The sequence below is a fragment of the Rhizobium jaguaris genome (genome assembly GCF_003627755.1).
Taxonomy (GTDB): domain Bacteria; phylum Pseudomonadota; class Alphaproteobacteria; order Rhizobiales; family Rhizobiaceae; genus Rhizobium; species Rhizobium jaguaris.
In genome coordinates this window covers 3797142-3813640 of sequence record NZ_CP032694.1, presented here as the reverse complement: position 1 = coordinate 3813640, position 16499 = coordinate 3797142, and the positions used below count along the sequence as shown (strand labels likewise).

The 16499-nt window shown below is 60.8% G+C and carries 13 protein-coding genes; 11 read left to right on the top strand and 2 right to left on the bottom strand.

The window, feature by feature from the left end:
- Positions 1-6: 6 nt before the first annotated feature.
- Genes CCGE525_RS18610 through CCGE525_RS18600 form a run of 3 tightly spaced genes read left to right on the top strand, consistent with a single transcriptional unit; the run spans position 7 to position 3968 of the window.
- Complete coding sequence (locus CCGE525_RS18610; RefSeq protein WP_425375875.1) at positions 7-1509, top strand: FAD-dependent oxidoreductase; 1503 nt, start codon at positions 7-9, stop codon at positions 1507-1509.
- On the top strand, positions 1509-2279 hold the full coding sequence (locus CCGE525_RS18605; RefSeq protein WP_120705574.1) for a 3-ketoacyl-ACP reductase: 771 nt from the start codon (positions 1509-1511) through the stop codon (positions 2277-2279). Before CCGE525_RS18610 ends, CCGE525_RS18605 begins: the two co-directional genes overlap by 1 nt.
- A 33-nt stretch (positions 2280-2312) precedes the next feature.
- Positions 2313-3968: a GMC family oxidoreductase gene (locus CCGE525_RS18600; protein WP_120705573.1), complete on the top strand. Its 1656-nt coding sequence runs from the start codon at positions 2313-2315 to the stop codon at positions 3966-3968.
- 293 nt (positions 3969-4261) lie between these two features.
- Here the strand turns inward: CCGE525_RS18600 and dgoD are convergent, their stop codons facing one another.
- The gene (gene dgoD / locus CCGE525_RS18595) at positions 4262-5410 is read right to left on the bottom strand and encodes a galactonate dehydratase (protein ID WP_120705572.1); all 1149 of its coding nucleotides are present in this window, start codon (positions 5408-5410) and stop codon (positions 4262-4264) included.
- A 63-nt stretch (positions 5411-5473) separates the two neighbouring features.
- Positions 5474-6241 (bottom strand): FadR/GntR family transcriptional regulator, encoded by a 768-nt coding sequence (locus CCGE525_RS18590; RefSeq protein WP_120705571.1) that lies wholly within the window; start codon positions 6239-6241, stop codon positions 5474-5476.
- A 222-nt stretch (positions 6242-6463) separates the two neighbouring features.
- Here CCGE525_RS18590 and CCGE525_RS18585 point away from each other — a divergent pair, with 222 nt between their 5' ends.
- The 8 genes from CCGE525_RS18585 to CCGE525_RS18550 all read left to right on the top strand — a co-directional run bounded on the left by CCGE525_RS18585 (position 6464) and on the right by CCGE525_RS18550 (position 16428).
- Positions 6464-7447, top strand: coding sequence for an arabinose ABC transporter substrate-binding protein (locus CCGE525_RS18585; RefSeq protein WP_120705570.1), 984 nt, complete (start codon positions 6464-6466; stop codon positions 7445-7447).
- Between the two features lie 69 nt (positions 7448-7516).
- A complete protein-coding gene (araG, locus tag CCGE525_RS18580; RefSeq protein ID WP_120705569.1) occupies positions 7517-9022 on the top strand; it encodes an L-arabinose ABC transporter ATP-binding protein AraG in 1506 nt (501 codons plus the stop codon).
- 17 nt (positions 9023-9039) lie between these two features.
- Positions 9040-9993, top strand: coding sequence for an L-arabinose ABC transporter permease AraH (gene araH / locus CCGE525_RS18575; RefSeq protein WP_120705568.1), 954 nt, complete (start codon positions 9040-9042; stop codon positions 9991-9993).
- Between the two features lie 192 nt (positions 9994-10185).
- A complete protein-coding gene (locus CCGE525_RS18570) occupies positions 10186-10617 on the top strand; it encodes an OsmC family protein (RefSeq protein WP_120705567.1) in 432 nt (143 codons plus the stop codon).
- Between the two features lie 191 nt (positions 10618-10808).
- Complete coding sequence (locus CCGE525_RS18565; protein ID WP_120705566.1) at positions 10809-11288, top strand: hypothetical protein; 480 nt, start codon at positions 10809-10811, stop codon at positions 11286-11288.
- Positions 11289-11418: 130 nt separating this feature from the next.
- The gene (locus CCGE525_RS18560; protein WP_120705565.1) at positions 11419-12045 is read left to right on the top strand and encodes a TetR/AcrR family transcriptional regulator; all 627 of its coding nucleotides are present in this window, start codon (positions 11419-11421) and stop codon (positions 12043-12045) included.
- A 55-nt stretch (positions 12046-12100) separates the two neighbouring features.
- Positions 12101-13258 carry an efflux RND transporter periplasmic adaptor subunit gene (locus CCGE525_RS18555; RefSeq protein WP_120705564.1) on the top strand — a complete coding sequence of 386 codons (1158 nt, stop codon included), beginning with the start codon at positions 12101-12103 and terminating at the stop codon, positions 13256-13258.
- A gap of 20 nt (positions 13259-13278) precedes the next feature.
- Positions 13279-16428: an efflux RND transporter permease subunit gene (locus tag CCGE525_RS18550; RefSeq protein ID WP_162950218.1), complete on the top strand. Its 3150-nt coding sequence runs from the start codon at positions 13279-13281 to the stop codon at positions 16426-16428.
- Positions 16429-16499 lie beyond the last annotated feature (71 nt).

The following is a 16499-nucleotide window of genomic DNA, read 5'->3' as shown; positions in this document are numbered from 1 at the left end:
AGCGGCATGGAAGAACCGGATATCGTCATCATCGGCTCGGGAATCGGCGGCTCGACCGTCGCTTCCGGCCTTGCCGCCTCGGGCGCCAACATATTAATCCTCGAAGCTGGTGAACGGCTGGAGGACCGGCCGGAAAATCGGGACCAGCGGGCGATCTTCGTGCGCGGCCATTTCCGCCCGAAGGAGACCTGGTACGAAAAGGACGGCAAGGGGTTCAATCCCGGCAACTACTACAATGTCGGCGGCAATTCGAAATTCTACGGTGCGGTGCTGATCCGCTACCGTCGCGAGGATTTCGAGGAGATGCGGCATCTGGACGGCGTGTCGCCGGCCTGGCCCTTTCCCTATGAGGAGCTGGAGCCGTGGTATAGCGAGGCGGAGCAGCTCTATCGAGTGCGCGGCAGCCTCGGGGACGACCCATGGGAGCCGCCGCATTCGCAGCCCTATCCATTTCCACCGGTCCCTGAAGAGCCGGCGATTGCCAAAGTCCGCAGGCGGCTGAAGGACAATGGCATGCATCCGCATTCGCTGCCGTTGGGCGTCGACATCGACAAGTGGCTCGCCAAGGGCCGTACACCCTGGGACGCGCATCCGAACAGCGCCGACGGCAAGATGGATGCCGAGACGGTGGCGCTCGCCAAGGCCCTGCAATATCCGAACGTCCGGCTGAAGACCGGCGCGCGCGTCACGCGGCTGGAAACCGCCGCTGATGGGCGGACGATCGCCGCGGTACATTATTCTGCCTATGGGGAGGCGCATGTTGTGCGGCCGAAACTGGTCGTCCTTTCGGCCGGCGCTGTGCAGTCTGCGGTGCTGTTGCTGCGATCTGCTGACGATGCCAATCCGCGCGGGCTGGCCAACCGCTCGGATCAGGTCGGACGCAATTTCATGAACCACAATTCCTCGGCCGTTTTGGCGATTTCGCCCTGGTATAGGAACGATTCGATCTATCAGAAGACCTTCGGCTTCAACGATTTCTATCTCTCGGATGGCGAAGGCGGGCCGCCGCTCGGCAATGTCCAGCTTTTGGGGCGCGTTTCCGGCACGATCCTCAAAGCGAACATGCCGACTGTTCCGGAGTGGCTGCTGAACAGCCTTTCCGCCCACGCCATCGATTTCTATGCCATGAGCGAGGATCTGCCGTCGCCGGAAAGCCGGATCATGGTCGAAGGAGACCGTATCGTGCTGCAGTGGGTGCGCACCAATTGGCAGGCGCATCTCGATCTCGTGAAGAAGCTGAAGGGTGTGCTGCGCAAGGCCGGCTTCCCGATCGTGCTGTCACGTCCCTTCGACAAGCGCACGCCGTCGCATCAATGCGGCACGGCCAAGATCGGCAATGACGGCTCGACTGCCCCGCTCGATATCTTCTGCCGCGCCTTCGATCATCCCAATCTTTTCGTTGTCGATGCCAGTTTCCTGCCGACTTCGGCGGCGGTAAATCCGGCACTGACGGTGGCTGCGCAAGCGCTGCGCGTCGCCGACCATATCGTGCGGGAGGAGCTTCGGTGATGAAGGCAAGACGCCCGATCGCCGTCGTCACCGGTGGCCGCAAAGGGATCGGTTTTGGCATCGCGCAGACGCTGGCCACGAGCGGTTTCGATCTGGCGGTCACCGGTATCGAGACCGAGCCGCCGCTGGTGGAGCTTGCGGAATTGAAAGCGAATGGTGGGCGGGCAATCTATTTGCGGTCTGATCTTGCCGATCTCTCGGGACACGCAGCAACCGTCGAGGCGATCCGGGCGGCTTTGGGCGACATAGATTGCCTCGTCAACAATGCGGGCATCGGCGCTGTCATGCGCGGCGATTTCCTTGATCTGACGCCTGAAAATTTCGACCGGATCATCGACGTCAATCTGCGCGGCACGGTGTTTTTCACCCAGGCCGTGGTTCGTTCGATGCTTGCGGCGAAGACGCCGCCGGTGCCGCGTTCGGTGATCAACATCACCTCGGTCTCGGCAGCGCTGAGCTCGCCCGAACGGCTGGATTATTGCATCAGCAAAGCCGGCCTTTCGGCCTTCTCGCAAGGGTTGGCGTTGCGGCTGGCGGAGACCGGCATCGCCGTCTTCGAAGTTCGTCCCGGCATCATCCGCACCGACATGACGGCGCAGGTCTCGGAGAAATACGACGCATTGATCGACGGCGGGCTGGTACCGATGAAGCGCTGGGGCGAGGCGGGCGATGTCGGCAGTATCGTCGCGGCGCTGGCCAAAGGCAGTTTCGGTTTTGCCACGGGATCTGTGATCCCTGCGGACGGCGGGCTAGGGATCGGGCGGCTCTGAGCCCGTGGCCCGTGATAAATTTGAGGACTGGAAATGACCTACGACTACATCATCACCGGCGCCGGACCAGCGGGCTGCGTACTCGCCAACCGTCTGAGCGAGGACCCTTCGGTAAAAGTCCTGTTGCTGGAAGCCGGTGGCGGTGATTGGAATCCGTTGTTCCACATGCCGGCAGGCTTTGCCAAGATGACCAAGGGCGTGGCCAGCTGGGGCTGGGAGACTGTGCCGCAGAGGCACATGAAAGGCCGCGTGCTGCGCTATACGCAGGCCAAGGTGATCGGCGGCGGCTCTTCGATCAATGCGCAGCTCTATACGCGCGGCAACGCGGCCGACTACGATCTCTGGGCCCGCGAGGATGGCTGCGAGGGTTGGGACTACCGCAGCGTACTTCCCTATTTCAAGCGCGCCGAGGACAATCAGCGTTTCGCCGATGACTACCATTCTTATGGCGGGCCGCTCGGTGTCTCCATGCCGGCCGCGGCGCTGCCGATCTGCGATGCCTATATCCGCGCCGGCCAGGAGCTTGGCATTCCCTATAACCACGATTTTAACGGCAGACAGCAGGCGGGCGTCGGCTTCTATCAGCTGACGCAGCGCAACCACCGCCGCTCGTCTGCCTCGCTTGCCTATCTTTCGCCGATCAAGGATCGGAAGAACCTGACAATCCGGACCGGTGCGAGGGTGGCGCGGATCGTGCTCGAAGGTCGCCGCGCTGTCGGCGTCGAAGTGGCGACGGACAAGGGCGCCGAGATCATCCGGGCCGAGCGGGAAGTGCTGGTCTCCTCCGGCGCCATCGGCTCGCCGAAGCTGCTGCTGCAATCCGGCATCGGTCCGGCCGATCATCTGACTTCGGTCGGTGTGCCAGTGGCGCACGACCTACCGGGTGTTGGCGGCAATCTGCAGGACCATCTCGACCTTTTCGTCATCTCCGAATGCACTGGCGATCATACCTACGACAATGTCGCCAAGCTGCATCGTACGCTGTGGGCCGGGTTGCAGTATGTGCTGTTCCGCTCTGGTCCCGTCGCGTCGTCGCTCTTCGAAACCGGCGGCTTCTGGTATGCCGATCCCGATGCCCGCTCGCCGGATATCCAGTTCCATCTCGGCCTCGGCTCGGGCATCGAGGCCGGCGTCGCGCGGCTGAAGAATGCCGGCGTGACGCTGAATTCCGCTTATCTGCATCCGCGCTCGCGCGGCACGGTACGGCTCTCTTCGTCCGATCCATCGGCCGCGCCGCTGATCGATCCGAATTATTGGAGCGATCCTCTTGATGTGAAGATGTCGCTCGAAGGGCTGCGGATCGCCCGCGACATCATGCGGCAGGATGCGCTGAAACCTTTCGTACTGGCTGAACGCCTGCCGGGCGATAATCTCAAGACGGAAGAGCAACTATTCGACTATGGCTGCACCAACGCCAAGACCGATCACCATCCCGTCGGCACCTGCAAGATGGGCACGGACGCCATGGCGGTCGTCGATCTCGAGTTGAAGGTGCGAGGGCTTGAGGCCCTGCGCGTCTGCGACAGCTCCGTCATGCCTCGCGTACCCTCCTGCAACACCAACGGCCCGACGATCATGGTCGGCGAAAAAGGCGCGGATATCATCCGTGATCGTGATCCGCTACCACCGGCGATTTTCTCCTGGGAGAGGAACGATACGCGGCCACGAGCGCGGGCGGATGTTCGGTGAAAGAACGCTACTGGTAGAGTTTGGAGTTTGCGGAGGGTGCGATACCCCCTCTGTCCCTTCGGGACATCTCCCCCACAAGGGGGAGATCGTTTGGAGAATGTGGCTCGCCCTCGTTAAACAACAAACCTCAGTTGCCGCAGGTTCTGTGTTCGTTTGAGGCAAAGAGATACCACGGGTTGCCAATCTCCCCCCTTGTGAGGGAGATGTCACGACAGTGACAGAGGGGGTATCAGAGGTGCGGCATATTCGAAATTTGCTTCCTCTGACGCCCTTCTTTCGAGCCTAGCTGCCACTTACCACTCGGCCACACTGCCATCTTCATGACGCCAAACCGAGTTGCGCCAGCGATGGCCTTCCTTGGCGCGTTCGATGACGTAGGCTTCGTCCACTTCGATGCCGAGGCCAGGGCCTTGCGGGATGCTGACGAAACCGTCGGCGTATTTGAAGACTTCCTTGTTGGAGATGTAGTCGAGGATGTCGTTGCCCTTGTTGTAGTGGATGCCGAGGCTCTGCTCCTGGATGAAGGCGTTGTAGCTGACGGCGTCGACCTGCAGGCAGGCGGCAAGCGCGATGGGGCCGAGCGGGCAATGCGGCGCGAGCGCGACGTCATAGGCTTCCGCCATCGCCGCGATCTTGCGGCATTCGGTGATGCCGCCGGCATGGGAAAGGTCAGGCTGGAGAATGTCGACATAGCCGTCCGACAGGACCGACTTGAAGTCCCACCGCGAATAGAGCCGTTCGCCGAGTGCGATCGGGGTGGAGGCGTGATTGGCGATTTCTTTCAAGGCTTCGCGATTTTCGGAGAGCACGGGCTCTTCGATGAACAGCAGCTTGTAGGGCTCGAGTTCCTTGGCGAGAACCTTTGCCATCGGACGATGGACGCGGCCGTGGAAATCGACGCCGATGCCGATATAGGGGCCGATCGCCTCGCGAATGGTCGCAATGGTCTCGACCGCCTTCTCCACTTTGTCATAGGTATCGACGATCTGCATTTCCTCGCAGCCGTTGAGCTTGATCGCCTTGAAGCCGCGCGCAACGACGTCTTTGGCGTTGTTGGCGACGTCGGAAGGGCGGTCGCCGCCGATCCAGGAGTAGACCTTGATCTTGTCGCGCACCTGCCCGCCGAGCAGGGAATGGATGGGCTGGCCGAGCGCCTTGCCCTTGATGTCCCATAGTGCCTGGTCGATGCCGGCGAGTGCGCTCATGTGGATTGCGCCGCCGCGATAGAAGCCGGCGCGGTACATGACGGTCCAGTGGTCCTCGATCAGGAAGGGGTCCTTGCCGATCAGATAGTCTTCCAGTTCATGCACGGCCGCCTGGACAGTCAATGCGCGGCCTTCGACCACCGGCTCGCCCCAGCCCGTGATACCTTCGTCCGTTTCGATCTTCAGGAACATCCAGCGCGGCGGCACGATATAGGTCGTCAATTTGGTGATTTTCATGGGAATGCTTCCGTTTCGGCTTTGGGATCATATCAGCGGCGCGAGGCCGCGGATTTCGGGAATTCAGGTCTTGTTTTTCTCCGCCCGCCCGATCGCCTTTTCGGCGGCGGCAAGGTCGCGGGCGGCAAGGTTGAGCATGCGATGGGCACAGTCTCGCGCGGCGGTTCGGTTGCGCAGGCGCAGCGCCTCCACCAGGTCGCCATGGACGGCGATTGCCTCGTCACGGCTGTCGACGGCGACGTTCGAGGCGTGCAATGCATATTTCAGGCCGGCATGGATGGCGCTCGAGAGGCGGCGGAACACCTGGTTGTGGCTGGCGCTCAAGAGCACCGTATGAAACATCACGTCGGCTTCGGTGAAGCGTTCGGGATCGTCGCCGGAATCACGCATCTGTCTCCATGCCCTGTCGAGATCGGCAATCTCCTGGGCGGTAGCGCGTTCAGCGGCATATTCGGCGGCAACCGGCTCGATTGTGCGCCTGGCCTCTAGGATGCAGCCGAGAATATCGAACTCGGCGATATAGGGCCCCATCCACTCCAGTACGTCCTGATCGAGAATATTCCAGTCGTCCTTGTCGCAGACGGTGGTGCCGATGCGCGGCTTGCCTCGTACGAGCCCTTTCGATTCCAGGATCTTCAAGGATTCGCGGATGACGGTGCGGCTAACGCCGTAGATGTCGCAAAGGTCGTTTTCGCGCGGCAGTGCTGAGCCCGAGGGGTAGCGTTCGGAACAGATGTCCTCGGCGATCGCCGAGGTGACGTTCTTGCGCACGCGCGGACGGCGCTCCGGTGCCCCGTTCAGCCTATGCTCTTGCCGTTCAAACGAATCCAATTTCCTTCTCCGCAGTCGCTCTCCCGCGCGGCCGAGCCTCTGCTTAGCGGAATTCGTTCCACATGGCGATAAGCGTCGGAGCGTTTGGCGAGCCATCCTTTCCAAAAGTCACATTATTCGAATCATCATACATTGGCAATTGACTGGTATGATGATTTATCATACTTCAAGAACACTGCCTGGGAGGGCAGGTGCTTCATTTCGGATTTTTGGGAGAGAATCATGCGCTTTTTCAAAGCAGCTATTCTGGCTGGTACGGTTGCGGTTATCGCCGCTACCTCGGCCTTCGCCGCAGACGTGAAAATCGGCTTTGTGGTCAAGCAGCCGGAGGAACCCTGGTTCCAGGACGAATGGAAGTTCGCTGACGCGGCCGCCAAAGAGAAGGGCTTCACGCTCGTCAAGATCGGCGCGGAAGACGGCGAAAAGGTTCAGGCCGCGATCGACAATCTAGGCGCCCAGGGTGCGCAGGGCTTCATCATTTGCACGCCCGATGTCAAGCTTGGCCCCGGCATCGTCGCCAAAGCAGCCGCCAACCAACTTAAGCTGATGACTGTCGACGACCGTCTGGTCAGTGCCGACGGCAAGCCGCTGGAAGACGTGCCGCATATGGGCATTTCCGCTACAAAAATTGGCGAGAGCGTCGGTCAGGCGATCGTCGATGAAATCAAGAAGCGCGGCTGGGATATGAAGAATGTCGGCGCTATTCGCGTTTCCTACGACCAGCTTCCGACCGCCGTCGATCGCGTCGAAGGCGCCATCTCGGTGCTGAAGGGCGCCGGCTTCCCGGCGGCGAACATCTATGACGCGCCGCAGGCCAAGACCGACACGGAAGCAGCGCTGAATGCCGCGACCACCGTCCTCAATAAGCACGCCGATGTGAAATATTGGATTGCGTTTGGTCTCAACGACGAAGCGGTACTCGGCGCGGTGCGCGCAACGGAATCGGTCGGTATTCCCGCAGCCAACGTCATCGGCGTCGGGATCGGCGGCGCGGACTCGGCAATCAACGAGTTCAAGAAGCCGCAGCCGACGGGCTTCTTCGGCACGGTCATCATCTCGCCGAAGCGTCATGGCTACGAAACCGCGATCAACATGTACGACTGGATCGCCAACAGCAAGGAACCGCCGAAGCTGACGCTGACCTCCGGTTCGCTGGCGCTGCGCGGCGATTATCAGAAGGTCCGCAAGGATCTCGGCATCGAATAATCATCCTCCCCAGGTGATCATGGCCCGGTGGCAACCTTGCCGCCGGGTCCTTTTACCAGTGAGAGAAACATGGCCTTTCTCGAATTCAACGGCATTTCCAAGAGCTATCCCGGCGTTCAGGCGCTGTCGAATATCACCTTCCCCGTCGTCAGGGGTGCGGTGCACGGGTTGATGGGCGAAAACGGCGCCGGGAAGTCGACGCTGATCCGCATTCTTTCCGGCGATCAGTCCGCCGACGCCGGCGCGATCACCATCGACGGACAGGAACAGCACTACCATTCGGTGCGCGATGCCTTTCACGCCGGCGTCACCGTCATCCATCAGGAACTGCAACTGGTGCCGGAACTGACAGTCGCCGAAAACCTGTGGCTCGGCCGCTTTCCGGCCAAGGCCGGTGTCATCAACGGCAAGACACTGATTGAAACCGTGCGCGCCAAGCTGCGGGAGATCGGTATCGATGTCGATCCGGCGGCCAAGGTATCGTCGCTGTCGATTGGCGCGCGGCAGATGGTGGAAATAGCCAAGGCCGTCATGGTCGACGCCCGCGTGATCGCGCTGGATGAGCCGACCTCGTCGCTGTCGTCCCGCGAGAGCGAGATCCTGTTTTCCCTGATAGAGCGGCTGAAATCGAACGGCACCGTCATCCTCTATGTCTCGCACCGGCTGGACGAGATCTTCCGGCTCTGCGACAGCCTGACGGTATTGCGCGACGGCAAGCTCGCGGCAAACCATCCCGACATCAAGAAAGTTACGCGTGAGCAGATCATTGCGGAAATGGTCGGCCGCGAGATCAGCAATATCTGGGGATGGCGTGAGCGGCCGCTTGGGCCTGTCCGGCTGGAGGTCAGGGGCCTTTCGGGGCGGAAGCTGCCGACGCCGATCGATTTCTCCGTCCGCAGGGGCGAAATCCTCGGCTTTTTCGGCCTGATCGGCGCCGGCCGCAGCGAGATGGCGCGGCTGTTGTTCGGCGCGGACCATCGCCATCAGGGTACGGTCACCATCGATGGCGTCACCGTCGCTCCGAACAACCCCAAGGCGGCGATCCATGCCGGCATGGTGCTCTGCCCGGAAGACCGCAAGCTCGATGGGATCATCCAGGGCCGCTCGATCCAGGAGAATATCGCCATCTCCTCGCGGCGGCATTTTTCGCCATTCGGCATATTGAGTCCTCGCAAGGAGGCAGCCCTTGCCGATCAATTCATTGCCAGGCTGCGCGTGCGCACGCCGTCGCGCAAGCAGGACATCATCAATCTTTCCGGCGGCAACCAGCAGAAAGTCATTCTCGGTCGCTGGCTGTCCGAACAGGGCGTCAAGGTGCTGGTCGTCGACGAGCCGACGCGCGGTATCGATGTCGGAGCGAAATCGGAAATCTATGAAATCCTCTATGACCTGGCGGCCGGCGGGATGGCGATCGTCGTCATCTCCAGCGAGCTGCCGGAGATCATCGGCATTTCCGACCGGATCATGGTGATGTGCGGCGGCAAGGTCGCCGCCGATGTGGCGCGGGCGAATTTCAACGAGCGCCAGATTCTTACCGCCGCACTGCCGGACAAAAACGCCGCAGGCACATTCTGACCAGGGAAATTGTGACGATGTCTTCCGTGAAAAAAATCCTCCTCGGCGAACAGGGTCTCGTCGTCATCTTCGCGGTGGCCTTTGTCATCGTGTCGCTGACGGTTCCGAATTTCCTGACCGAGCGCAACATGATAGGCCTGCTGCAATCGGTGGTCACGATCGGCATCGTTGCCTGCACCATGATGTTCTGCCTGGCCTCACGCGATTTCGATCTTTCCGTCGGCTCGACCGTCGCCTTCTGCGGCATGATCGCGGTCATGGCCTCGAACGTCACCGGCTCCATTATTCTCGGTCTGTTAGCTGCACTGATCTGCGGCGCGATCGTCGGCCTGGTCAATGGTCTGCTTATCGCCAAGGTGCGCATCAATGCGCTGATCGCAACGCTCGCCACCATGCAGATCGTCCGCGGCCTAGCGCTGATCGCTTCGGACGGCCGCGCCGTCGGCATCAACGATCCGAATTTCTATCAACTGGCGCTCTCGACCTTTCTCGGCATTCCGACGCCGATCTGGATCATGGTGATCCTGTTCCTCCTGTTCGGCTTCGTGCTGAACCGTACCATCTTCGGCAAGAACACGCTGGCGATCGGCGGCAATCCGGAGGCTTCGCGGCTGGCAGGCGTCAACGTCGCCACGATGCGGATCTGGATCTTCACACTGCAGGGCTTTATCTGCGCGATCGCCGGTATTCTCCTGTCTTCGCGCATCACCTCCGGTCAGCCGAATGCCGCGATCGGGCTCGAGCTGCTGGTCATCTCGGCCTGTGTGCTCGGCGGCGTATCGCTGGCGGGCGGTCGGGCCTCGATGAGCGGCGTCATCGTCGGCGTGCTGATCATGGGTATCGCTCAGAACGTCATGAATCTTCTCAATATTCCGGCCTTCTATCAGTACCTTGTGCTTGGTTCGATCCTGCTGATAGCAGTGACGCTGGACAATATCCGCTCGGCTGCGGCCGGGCGCAGGAGGGGATAGCCAAAGGCTTTGGCCGCGGCCCGCACGTTAATTGTAACGGCCCTGTCGTCTTCGACGGATAGAGCATTATATTGCCGGTTGGGGCAGCCGTAGAGCATCCATCTTTCAGGCTGGATCGGCTGCTTCCCATCGGTCATAGCGGGGAGGGCAAGGGGCCTTTTCCGACGCTCAATCAACGACAAGGAGGACGGCATGCAGATCAATCGTACAGGTTCGGCCCAGTGGTCCGGCGGTCTGAAGGACGGCAAGGGTCAGATCTCGACCCAGAGCGGCGCGCTCAATCACTATCCCTATGGTTTTGCCAGCCGCTTCGAAGGCGTTCCCGGCACAAATCCGGAAGAGCTGATCGGCGCGGCCCATGCCGGCTGCTTCACCATGGCTCTGTCGCTGATCCTCAATGAGGCCGGCTTTACCGCGGAGAGCATGGAAACAACCGCCAAGGTCACGCTCGAAAGCGTCGAAGGCGGCTTCGCCATCACCGCGATCCACTTGACGCTAACCGGTAAAGTTCCCGGCGCCGACGAAGCCAAGTTCACTGAACTCGCCAACAAGGCGAAGGCCGGTTGCCCGGTCTCCAAGGCACTCGCTTCGGTTCCGATTTCGCTGGAAGTGCACGTGGCCTAAGCTGGCCATTTCGATATAAGGGCGTCGTGCCGGTGGTACGGCGCTCTTATTGAAATCGGTTTGATGGGTTTCTACCCCGCTGCACGAACCGGCAAATTCCCGCATATTCTGCTGGAAATCTACAATTCTACATTCACAGTTTGGACTACGCTCTCCACGCAAAATGCATTGTGCAAAAGGGGATTGCCTAAATGTCCGGACTTACGTTGATTCACGTCATTATCAGTCTGATCGCTATTGTTACCGGCATTGCGGTGGCACATGGTTTCCTGACCGGCAGGCGCTATGAGCGCACGACGCTGGTCTATATGGTCACCACGATCCTTACCAGCCTCACCGGTTTCCTCTTTCCATTCACCGTGGTGACGCCGGGGATCATTGTCGGCACGCTTTGCGTGCTGATCTTTATCCCGACCGCTCTGGCGCTCTACAAGTTCCGGCTCGCCGGGATTTGGCGGCTGGTCTACGTCGTCGGCGCTCTCGCGCTGCTCTTCTTCAACTGTCTCGTGCTGATCGTGCAGTCGTTCCAGAAGATTCCGCCGTTGCACGCTTTGGCTCCCGCCGACAACGCCCCACCGGTCCTCGCCTCGCAGCTAGTGCTGCTGGCGGTCATCGTCATCGTCGGCTTCCTGAGCGTGCGTCGCTTCCGCCCACAGCTTCAGGGCGCCTGAGCCGATCAAGCCTATCGACGACACGTTTTCAACTGCCTCGCTTCGCGGGGTGGTTTCTTGACATTTGCGCTTTGATGATTTACGAGTGACGAAAATTAAAAATCGTCACTCGTAAATCGAAAGTGCGTCCATGCTCGATCTTTCTGATGTCAGCGCCGATCAGGCGCGTCAGGAAAACATAACGAGGATCCTCGATTCCGCCGAAAAGCTGTTTCGCCACTATGGCTACAGCAAGACGACGGTCGCCGATATCGCCCGCGATCTCGGCATGTCGACCGCGAATATCTACCGTTTCTTCGCATCCAAGACGGAAATCCACCAAGCCGTCTGCGGCCGCATGCTCGCGCAGAGCTACAAGATGGCCTACGATATCCGTCACCTGCCGATCAGCGCGTCCGATCGCCTGCGCAACTATGTGCACGCTCAATACAAGATGACGCTCGAGACGATGCTCGACGAGCAGAAGGTGCATGAGATGGTGATCGTTGCCATCGAGCGCGATTGGCATGTCATCGAAAAACATATCGACAGCATCCACGATCTCATGGCCGAAATCATCGCGGAAGGCATCGCCGCCGGCGAGTTTCCCGAACAGGATCCGGCCGCCGCCTCGAAATGCTTCGGCGCGGCGACGATCCTTTTGTGTCATCCGCAGATGGTTGCGCAGTGTCTTGCCAAGACGAACCGGGCCGAGCCCGACGATCTCATCGAATTCGCCCTCAGAGCTCTGAGGAATAACAGTCCGCACGCTGGATGATCCGCGTGTCTTTGCATTGCCAATTGACCAAAGCCGTTTCATCAAGGAGAGCGACATGGGTTCGCTGACGACCACCACCACCATAAGATCCGTTGCCGGCGCCGCACTCTTTGCCGCCATTGCGCTCACGCTTTCCGGCTGCAACCAGAAAAAAGAGGAAACGGCGGAGGTGATCCGGCCGGTGAAGGTGGTCGAGATCGCTCAGGCGGATACAACGCGCAAGCTCGATTATTCCGGCTCGGTCAGGGCGCGGACGGATATGAACCTTGGCTTCCGTGTCAACGGCAAGATCGTCGAGCGCAAGGTGGATATCGGCGAAAAGGTCAAGCCCGGCGACGTGCTCGCGCGCATCGATTCCACCGATTACGTTTTGGCCGTGCGCCGCTCGCAGGCCGATCTGGATGCGGCGGAAAAGCAGGTGCAGACCACGGAACTCGCACGCAATCGCGCCCAGCAGCTCTTCGACAAGAACGTCGCGCCGAAATCGCAGCTCGAACAGGCCGAGCTTTCCTATGACCAGGCCGTATCGACGCGGGATTCCGCCGTATCAGCGCTGGCAGAAGCGAAGAACCAGGTCGCCTATACCGATCTGACGTCGGACATGAACGGCATCGTGACGACCATCAATGCCGATGTCGGCCAGGTGGTCGGTTCCGGCACGCCCGTTATCACTGTCGCCGTCGACGGCGAAAAGGAAGCGCAGATCGCCGTTCCGGAAATGGACATCGCCCAGTTCAAGGTCGGCAAGGACGTCAAGGCACACTTCTGGTCCGACGATGCACTGGTGCTCCCCGGCAAGGTGCGCGAAGTATCCGGAAGTGCCGACGCTCAGTCGCGTACCTTTGCGGTCCGTGTCAGCCTGCCGAACGATCCGCGCGTATTGCTCGGCATGACCGCGACAATCGAGGCTCAGGCCGACAATACCCAGCCGTACGTCTCTATTCCGCTGAGCGCGCTTGCCCAGAAGGATGGCCAGCAGATCGTCTGGCTGGTCGATCGCGGCGCCGGCACAGTGCATTCTCGTAGCGTCAAGGTTGCCGATTTCGCCGATGACGGGGTGCGCGTTGCCGATGGTCTCAAGGCCGGCGATGTCGTCGTTGCCGCCGGCACGCAATTCATGAACGAAAATATGAAGGTCAAGGTGCCGACTGCGCAGCAAGCATCGGCAGAGACAAGTGGCAGCGCCGCAGCGGCTGCCGATATCGTGCGCTAAATCGATCGAGGGGCGGGACAATGACTATGAACAGCACCTCCGAAGAAAAGAAGCGCTTCAACCTGTCGAGATGGGCGATAGCCCATCCCAGCATCGCGCGCTTCCTGTTTGCGCTGATTATCATCGCCGGCGCGCTCGGGCTCACGCATATGGGCCAGAAGGAGGATCCAGATTTCACCTTCCGCGTCATGGTGGTGGAGACCATCTGGCCCGGCGCTTCGCTGCAGGACATGGAAGACCAGGTGGTCAACAAGATCGAGCGCAAGCTGCAGGAGACGCCGCATCTCGATTGGGTCAAATCCTATACCCGTGCCGGCTTTGCCATCACCACCGTCCAGATCAAGGGCGACACCAACACCGAACAGGTGAAGGACGCCTTCTATCAGGTGCGCAAGAAGGTCGGCGATATTGCCAATACACTGCCGGAGGGCCTGCAAGGCCCCTATTTCAACGATGAGTTCGGCGATACTTTCATCACCCTGCATTCGATCAGCGGCGATGGCTACAGCTATCCCGAGCTGAAGAAATTCGCCATCCAGGCCCGCGATATGCTGCTTGCGACTCCCGGCGTCGAGAAGGCTGTGATCATCGGCGATCAGCCCGAGCAGATCTATATCGATGTCTCCTCCAAGGTGCTGGCCGAGCGCGGTCTGACGCTGAGTGCACTGCAGAATGCGATCGTCGGCCAGAACAAGGTCGATCCGGCCGGCTCTGTCGACACGAGCACACGCTCCGTGCGCATCTCGGTCGAAGGTGACGTCAACAAGATCGAGGATATCAAGAATCTCCGATTGACCGCCGGCGGCCAGGTTACGCGTCTCGGCGACATCGCAACGGTGAACGCCGGGCTGCAGGATCCTTACACGGCCAAGTTCCTCTATAACGGCCACGAGAGTGTCCAGCTCGGCGTCGTCATGGCCAATGGCAATAAGGTGACCGACGTCGGCAACGCGGTGGAAGAAACCTACAAGCGTTTCGAGGCCTCGCTGCCGGTCGGCGTACAGGTCGATCAGATCTCCAACCAGCCGGAAGTGGTGACCGATGCAATCAGCGAGTTCATGCATGCGCTCGGCGAAGCGCTGGTGATCGTGCTGATTGTCTCCTTCCTGTCGATCGGCTGGCGTTCCGGCCTGGTGATCGCCATCGCCATTCCGCTGGTGTTGGCGGCGACTTTCGCCATGATGTACGAGCTCGGCATCGACCTGCAGCGTATCTCGCTCGGCGCCCTCATCATCGCGCTCGGCCTCCTTGTCGACGATGCGATGATCGTGGTCGAGCTGATGGAACGCAAGCTGGAGGAGGGGCTGGTCAAGCTCGATGCCGCGAGCTTTGCCTATTCCTCGACCGCTTTCCCGATGCTGACGGGTACCCTGATCACCACGGCCGGCTTCATTCCGGTCGGTTTTGCCGCATCGACTGCCGGTGAATATGTCCGCACGCTGTTCTATGTCGTCGGCATCGCGCTGGTGATTTCCTGGTTCGTGGCGGTCTATTTCACGCCATGGCTCGGCTATATGATCCTGAAGCAGCGCCATCACGCCGGCCAGCACCACGATGTCTTCGACACACGTTTCTACCGTCGTCTGCGGTCGTCGGTGAGCTGGGCCGTGCGTCATCGCGTCATCGTGTTGCTTTTGACATTGGCCGCCTTCGTCGGCAGCCTGTGGTCGTTCCAGTTCATTCCGCAGAATTTCTTCCCGCAGTCTTCACGTCCTGAAATTCTGGTCGATCTCTGGCTGCCGGAAGGCACCAGCATCAAGGAAGTCGAGCGCCAAGCGCAGAGGTTGCAGGCCCGCATGGCCGATGATCCCGACAAGCGGTTCATCGCGACCTTTGTCGGCCAAGGCGCCCCGCGCTTCTTCCTGCCGCTCGACCAGCAGCTCACCAATCCGAACTATGCCCAGATGCTGGTTATGGCCAAGGACGAACCGGCCCGCGAGCGTCTGATCGTCAAGCTGCGCAGCATGCTTGCCGCCGACTTCCCCTCGGTCCGCGCCAAGGTCGACCGCCTGTTCCTGGGTCCGCCGACCGGCTGGCCGGTGCAACTGCGCGTCATGGGCCCGGATCGGCAGGAGGTTCGCCACATCGCCGACGAGGTCAAGGCGCGCTTCGCACAGAACCCGCTGCTTGGCGCCATCCATGACGACTGGCTGGAGCCGGTGCCGGCCATGAAGCTGGTGATCGATCAGGACCGTGCCCGCGCACTCGGCGTCACCTCGCAGCGTATCCGCCAGATGCTGCAGGCCTCGATGTCCGGCGTCACCCTCGACAACTATCGTGAGGGCGAGGAGACCGTGGGCATCGTCGCACGGGAGCCGGACGCCAGCCGCCACCTGCTGACGTCGGTCAACTCCATCTACATCCCGACCGACTCCGGCGGTTTCGTGCCGCTGTCGCAGGTCGCCAAGGTGGAGCCCATCATGGAGCAGAGCATCGAGTGGCGCCGTGACCGTCTGCCGACGATTTCCGTCAGGGCGACCCTTCCCGACGGCGTGCAGTCGAATGACGTCGTGGCCAAGCTCTACAACGACATGGCCGATCTCAGGAACAGCCTGCCGGCAGGTTACAAGATCGAGATCCAGGGCGGTGCCGAAGACAGCGCTGAAAGCCAGGCCTCGATCGCCGCCAAGGCGCCAATCATGCTTGTCATCATCGTCGTGCTGCTGATGGCGCAGCTCCAGCACTTCGGCAAGGCGATGCTGGTGCTTGCCACCGGTCCGCTCGGCATCATCGGTGCGGCCGGTGCCCTGCTGATCAGTGGCGCACCCTTCGGCTTCGTGGCGATCCTCGGCGTCATCGCGCTTCTCGGGATCATCATCCGCAATTCGATCATCCTCGTCGACCAGATCGACCAGGATATTGCGGCGGGCATGGACCGGAAGGAGGCGATCATCGGCTCGGCCGTCCGGCGCTTCCGGCCGATCATGCTGACGGCGCTGACGGCGGTGCTGGCATTGATCCCGATCTCGCGGGGCGTCTTCTGGGGGCCGCTGGCCTACGCCATGATGGGCGGCATCCTGGTCGCCACCGTACTGACCATCTTCGTGCTGCCGGCAGGCTACGCGCTCTTCTTCGGCCGCGAGCCGAAACAGAAGGGGCAAACGCCGGCCGAGCAAGAGGAGAGCAACGACGCCGTGGATCATCTACCGCCGGCTATGGCAGCGGAATAACAAGCGCGGGCAAAGCGAGAAGGGGTCTCCGCAAATGCCGGGACCCCTTTAATTTTGCTGGGCTGTTTGCT

What these genes read in the sequence shown, in the direction of transcription:
- CCGE525_RS18610 (WP_425375875.1), top strand. Translation starts at nt 7, where the DNA reads ATGGAAGAACCGGATATCGTCATCATCGGCTCGGGAATCGGCGGCTCG.
- CCGE525_RS18605 (WP_120705574.1), top strand. Translation starts at nt 1,509, where the DNA reads ATGAAGGCAAGACGCCCGATCGCCGTCGTCACCGGTGGCCGCAAAGGG.
- CCGE525_RS18600 (WP_120705573.1), top strand. Translation starts at nt 2,313, where the DNA reads ATGACCTACGACTACATCATCACCGGCGCCGGACCAGCGGGCTGCGTA.
- dgoD (WP_120705572.1), bottom strand. Translation starts at nt 5,410, where the DNA reads ATGAAAATCACCAAATTGACGACCTATATCGTGCCGCCGCGCTGGATG.
- CCGE525_RS18585 (WP_120705570.1), top strand. Translation starts at nt 6,464, where the DNA reads ATGCGCTTTTTCAAAGCAGCTATTCTGGCTGGTACGGTTGCGGTTATC.
- araG (WP_120705569.1), top strand. Translation starts at nt 7,517, where the DNA reads ATGGCCTTTCTCGAATTCAACGGCATTTCCAAGAGCTATCCCGGCGTT.
- araH (WP_120705568.1), top strand. Translation starts at nt 9,040, where the DNA reads ATGTCTTCCGTGAAAAAAATCCTCCTCGGCGAACAGGGTCTCGTCGTC.
- CCGE525_RS18570 (WP_120705567.1), top strand. Translation starts at nt 10,186, where the DNA reads ATGCAGATCAATCGTACAGGTTCGGCCCAGTGGTCCGGCGGTCTGAAG.
- CCGE525_RS18565 (WP_120705566.1), top strand. Translation starts at nt 10,809, where the DNA reads ATGTCCGGACTTACGTTGATTCACGTCATTATCAGTCTGATCGCTATT.
- CCGE525_RS18560 (WP_120705565.1), top strand. Translation starts at nt 11,419, where the DNA reads ATGCTCGATCTTTCTGATGTCAGCGCCGATCAGGCGCGTCAGGAAAAC.
- CCGE525_RS18555 (WP_120705564.1), top strand. Translation starts at nt 12,101, where the DNA reads ATGGGTTCGCTGACGACCACCACCACCATAAGATCCGTTGCCGGCGCC.
- CCGE525_RS18550 (WP_162950218.1), top strand. Translation starts at nt 13,279, where the DNA reads ATGACTATGAACAGCACCTCCGAAGAAAAGAAGCGCTTCAACCTGTCG.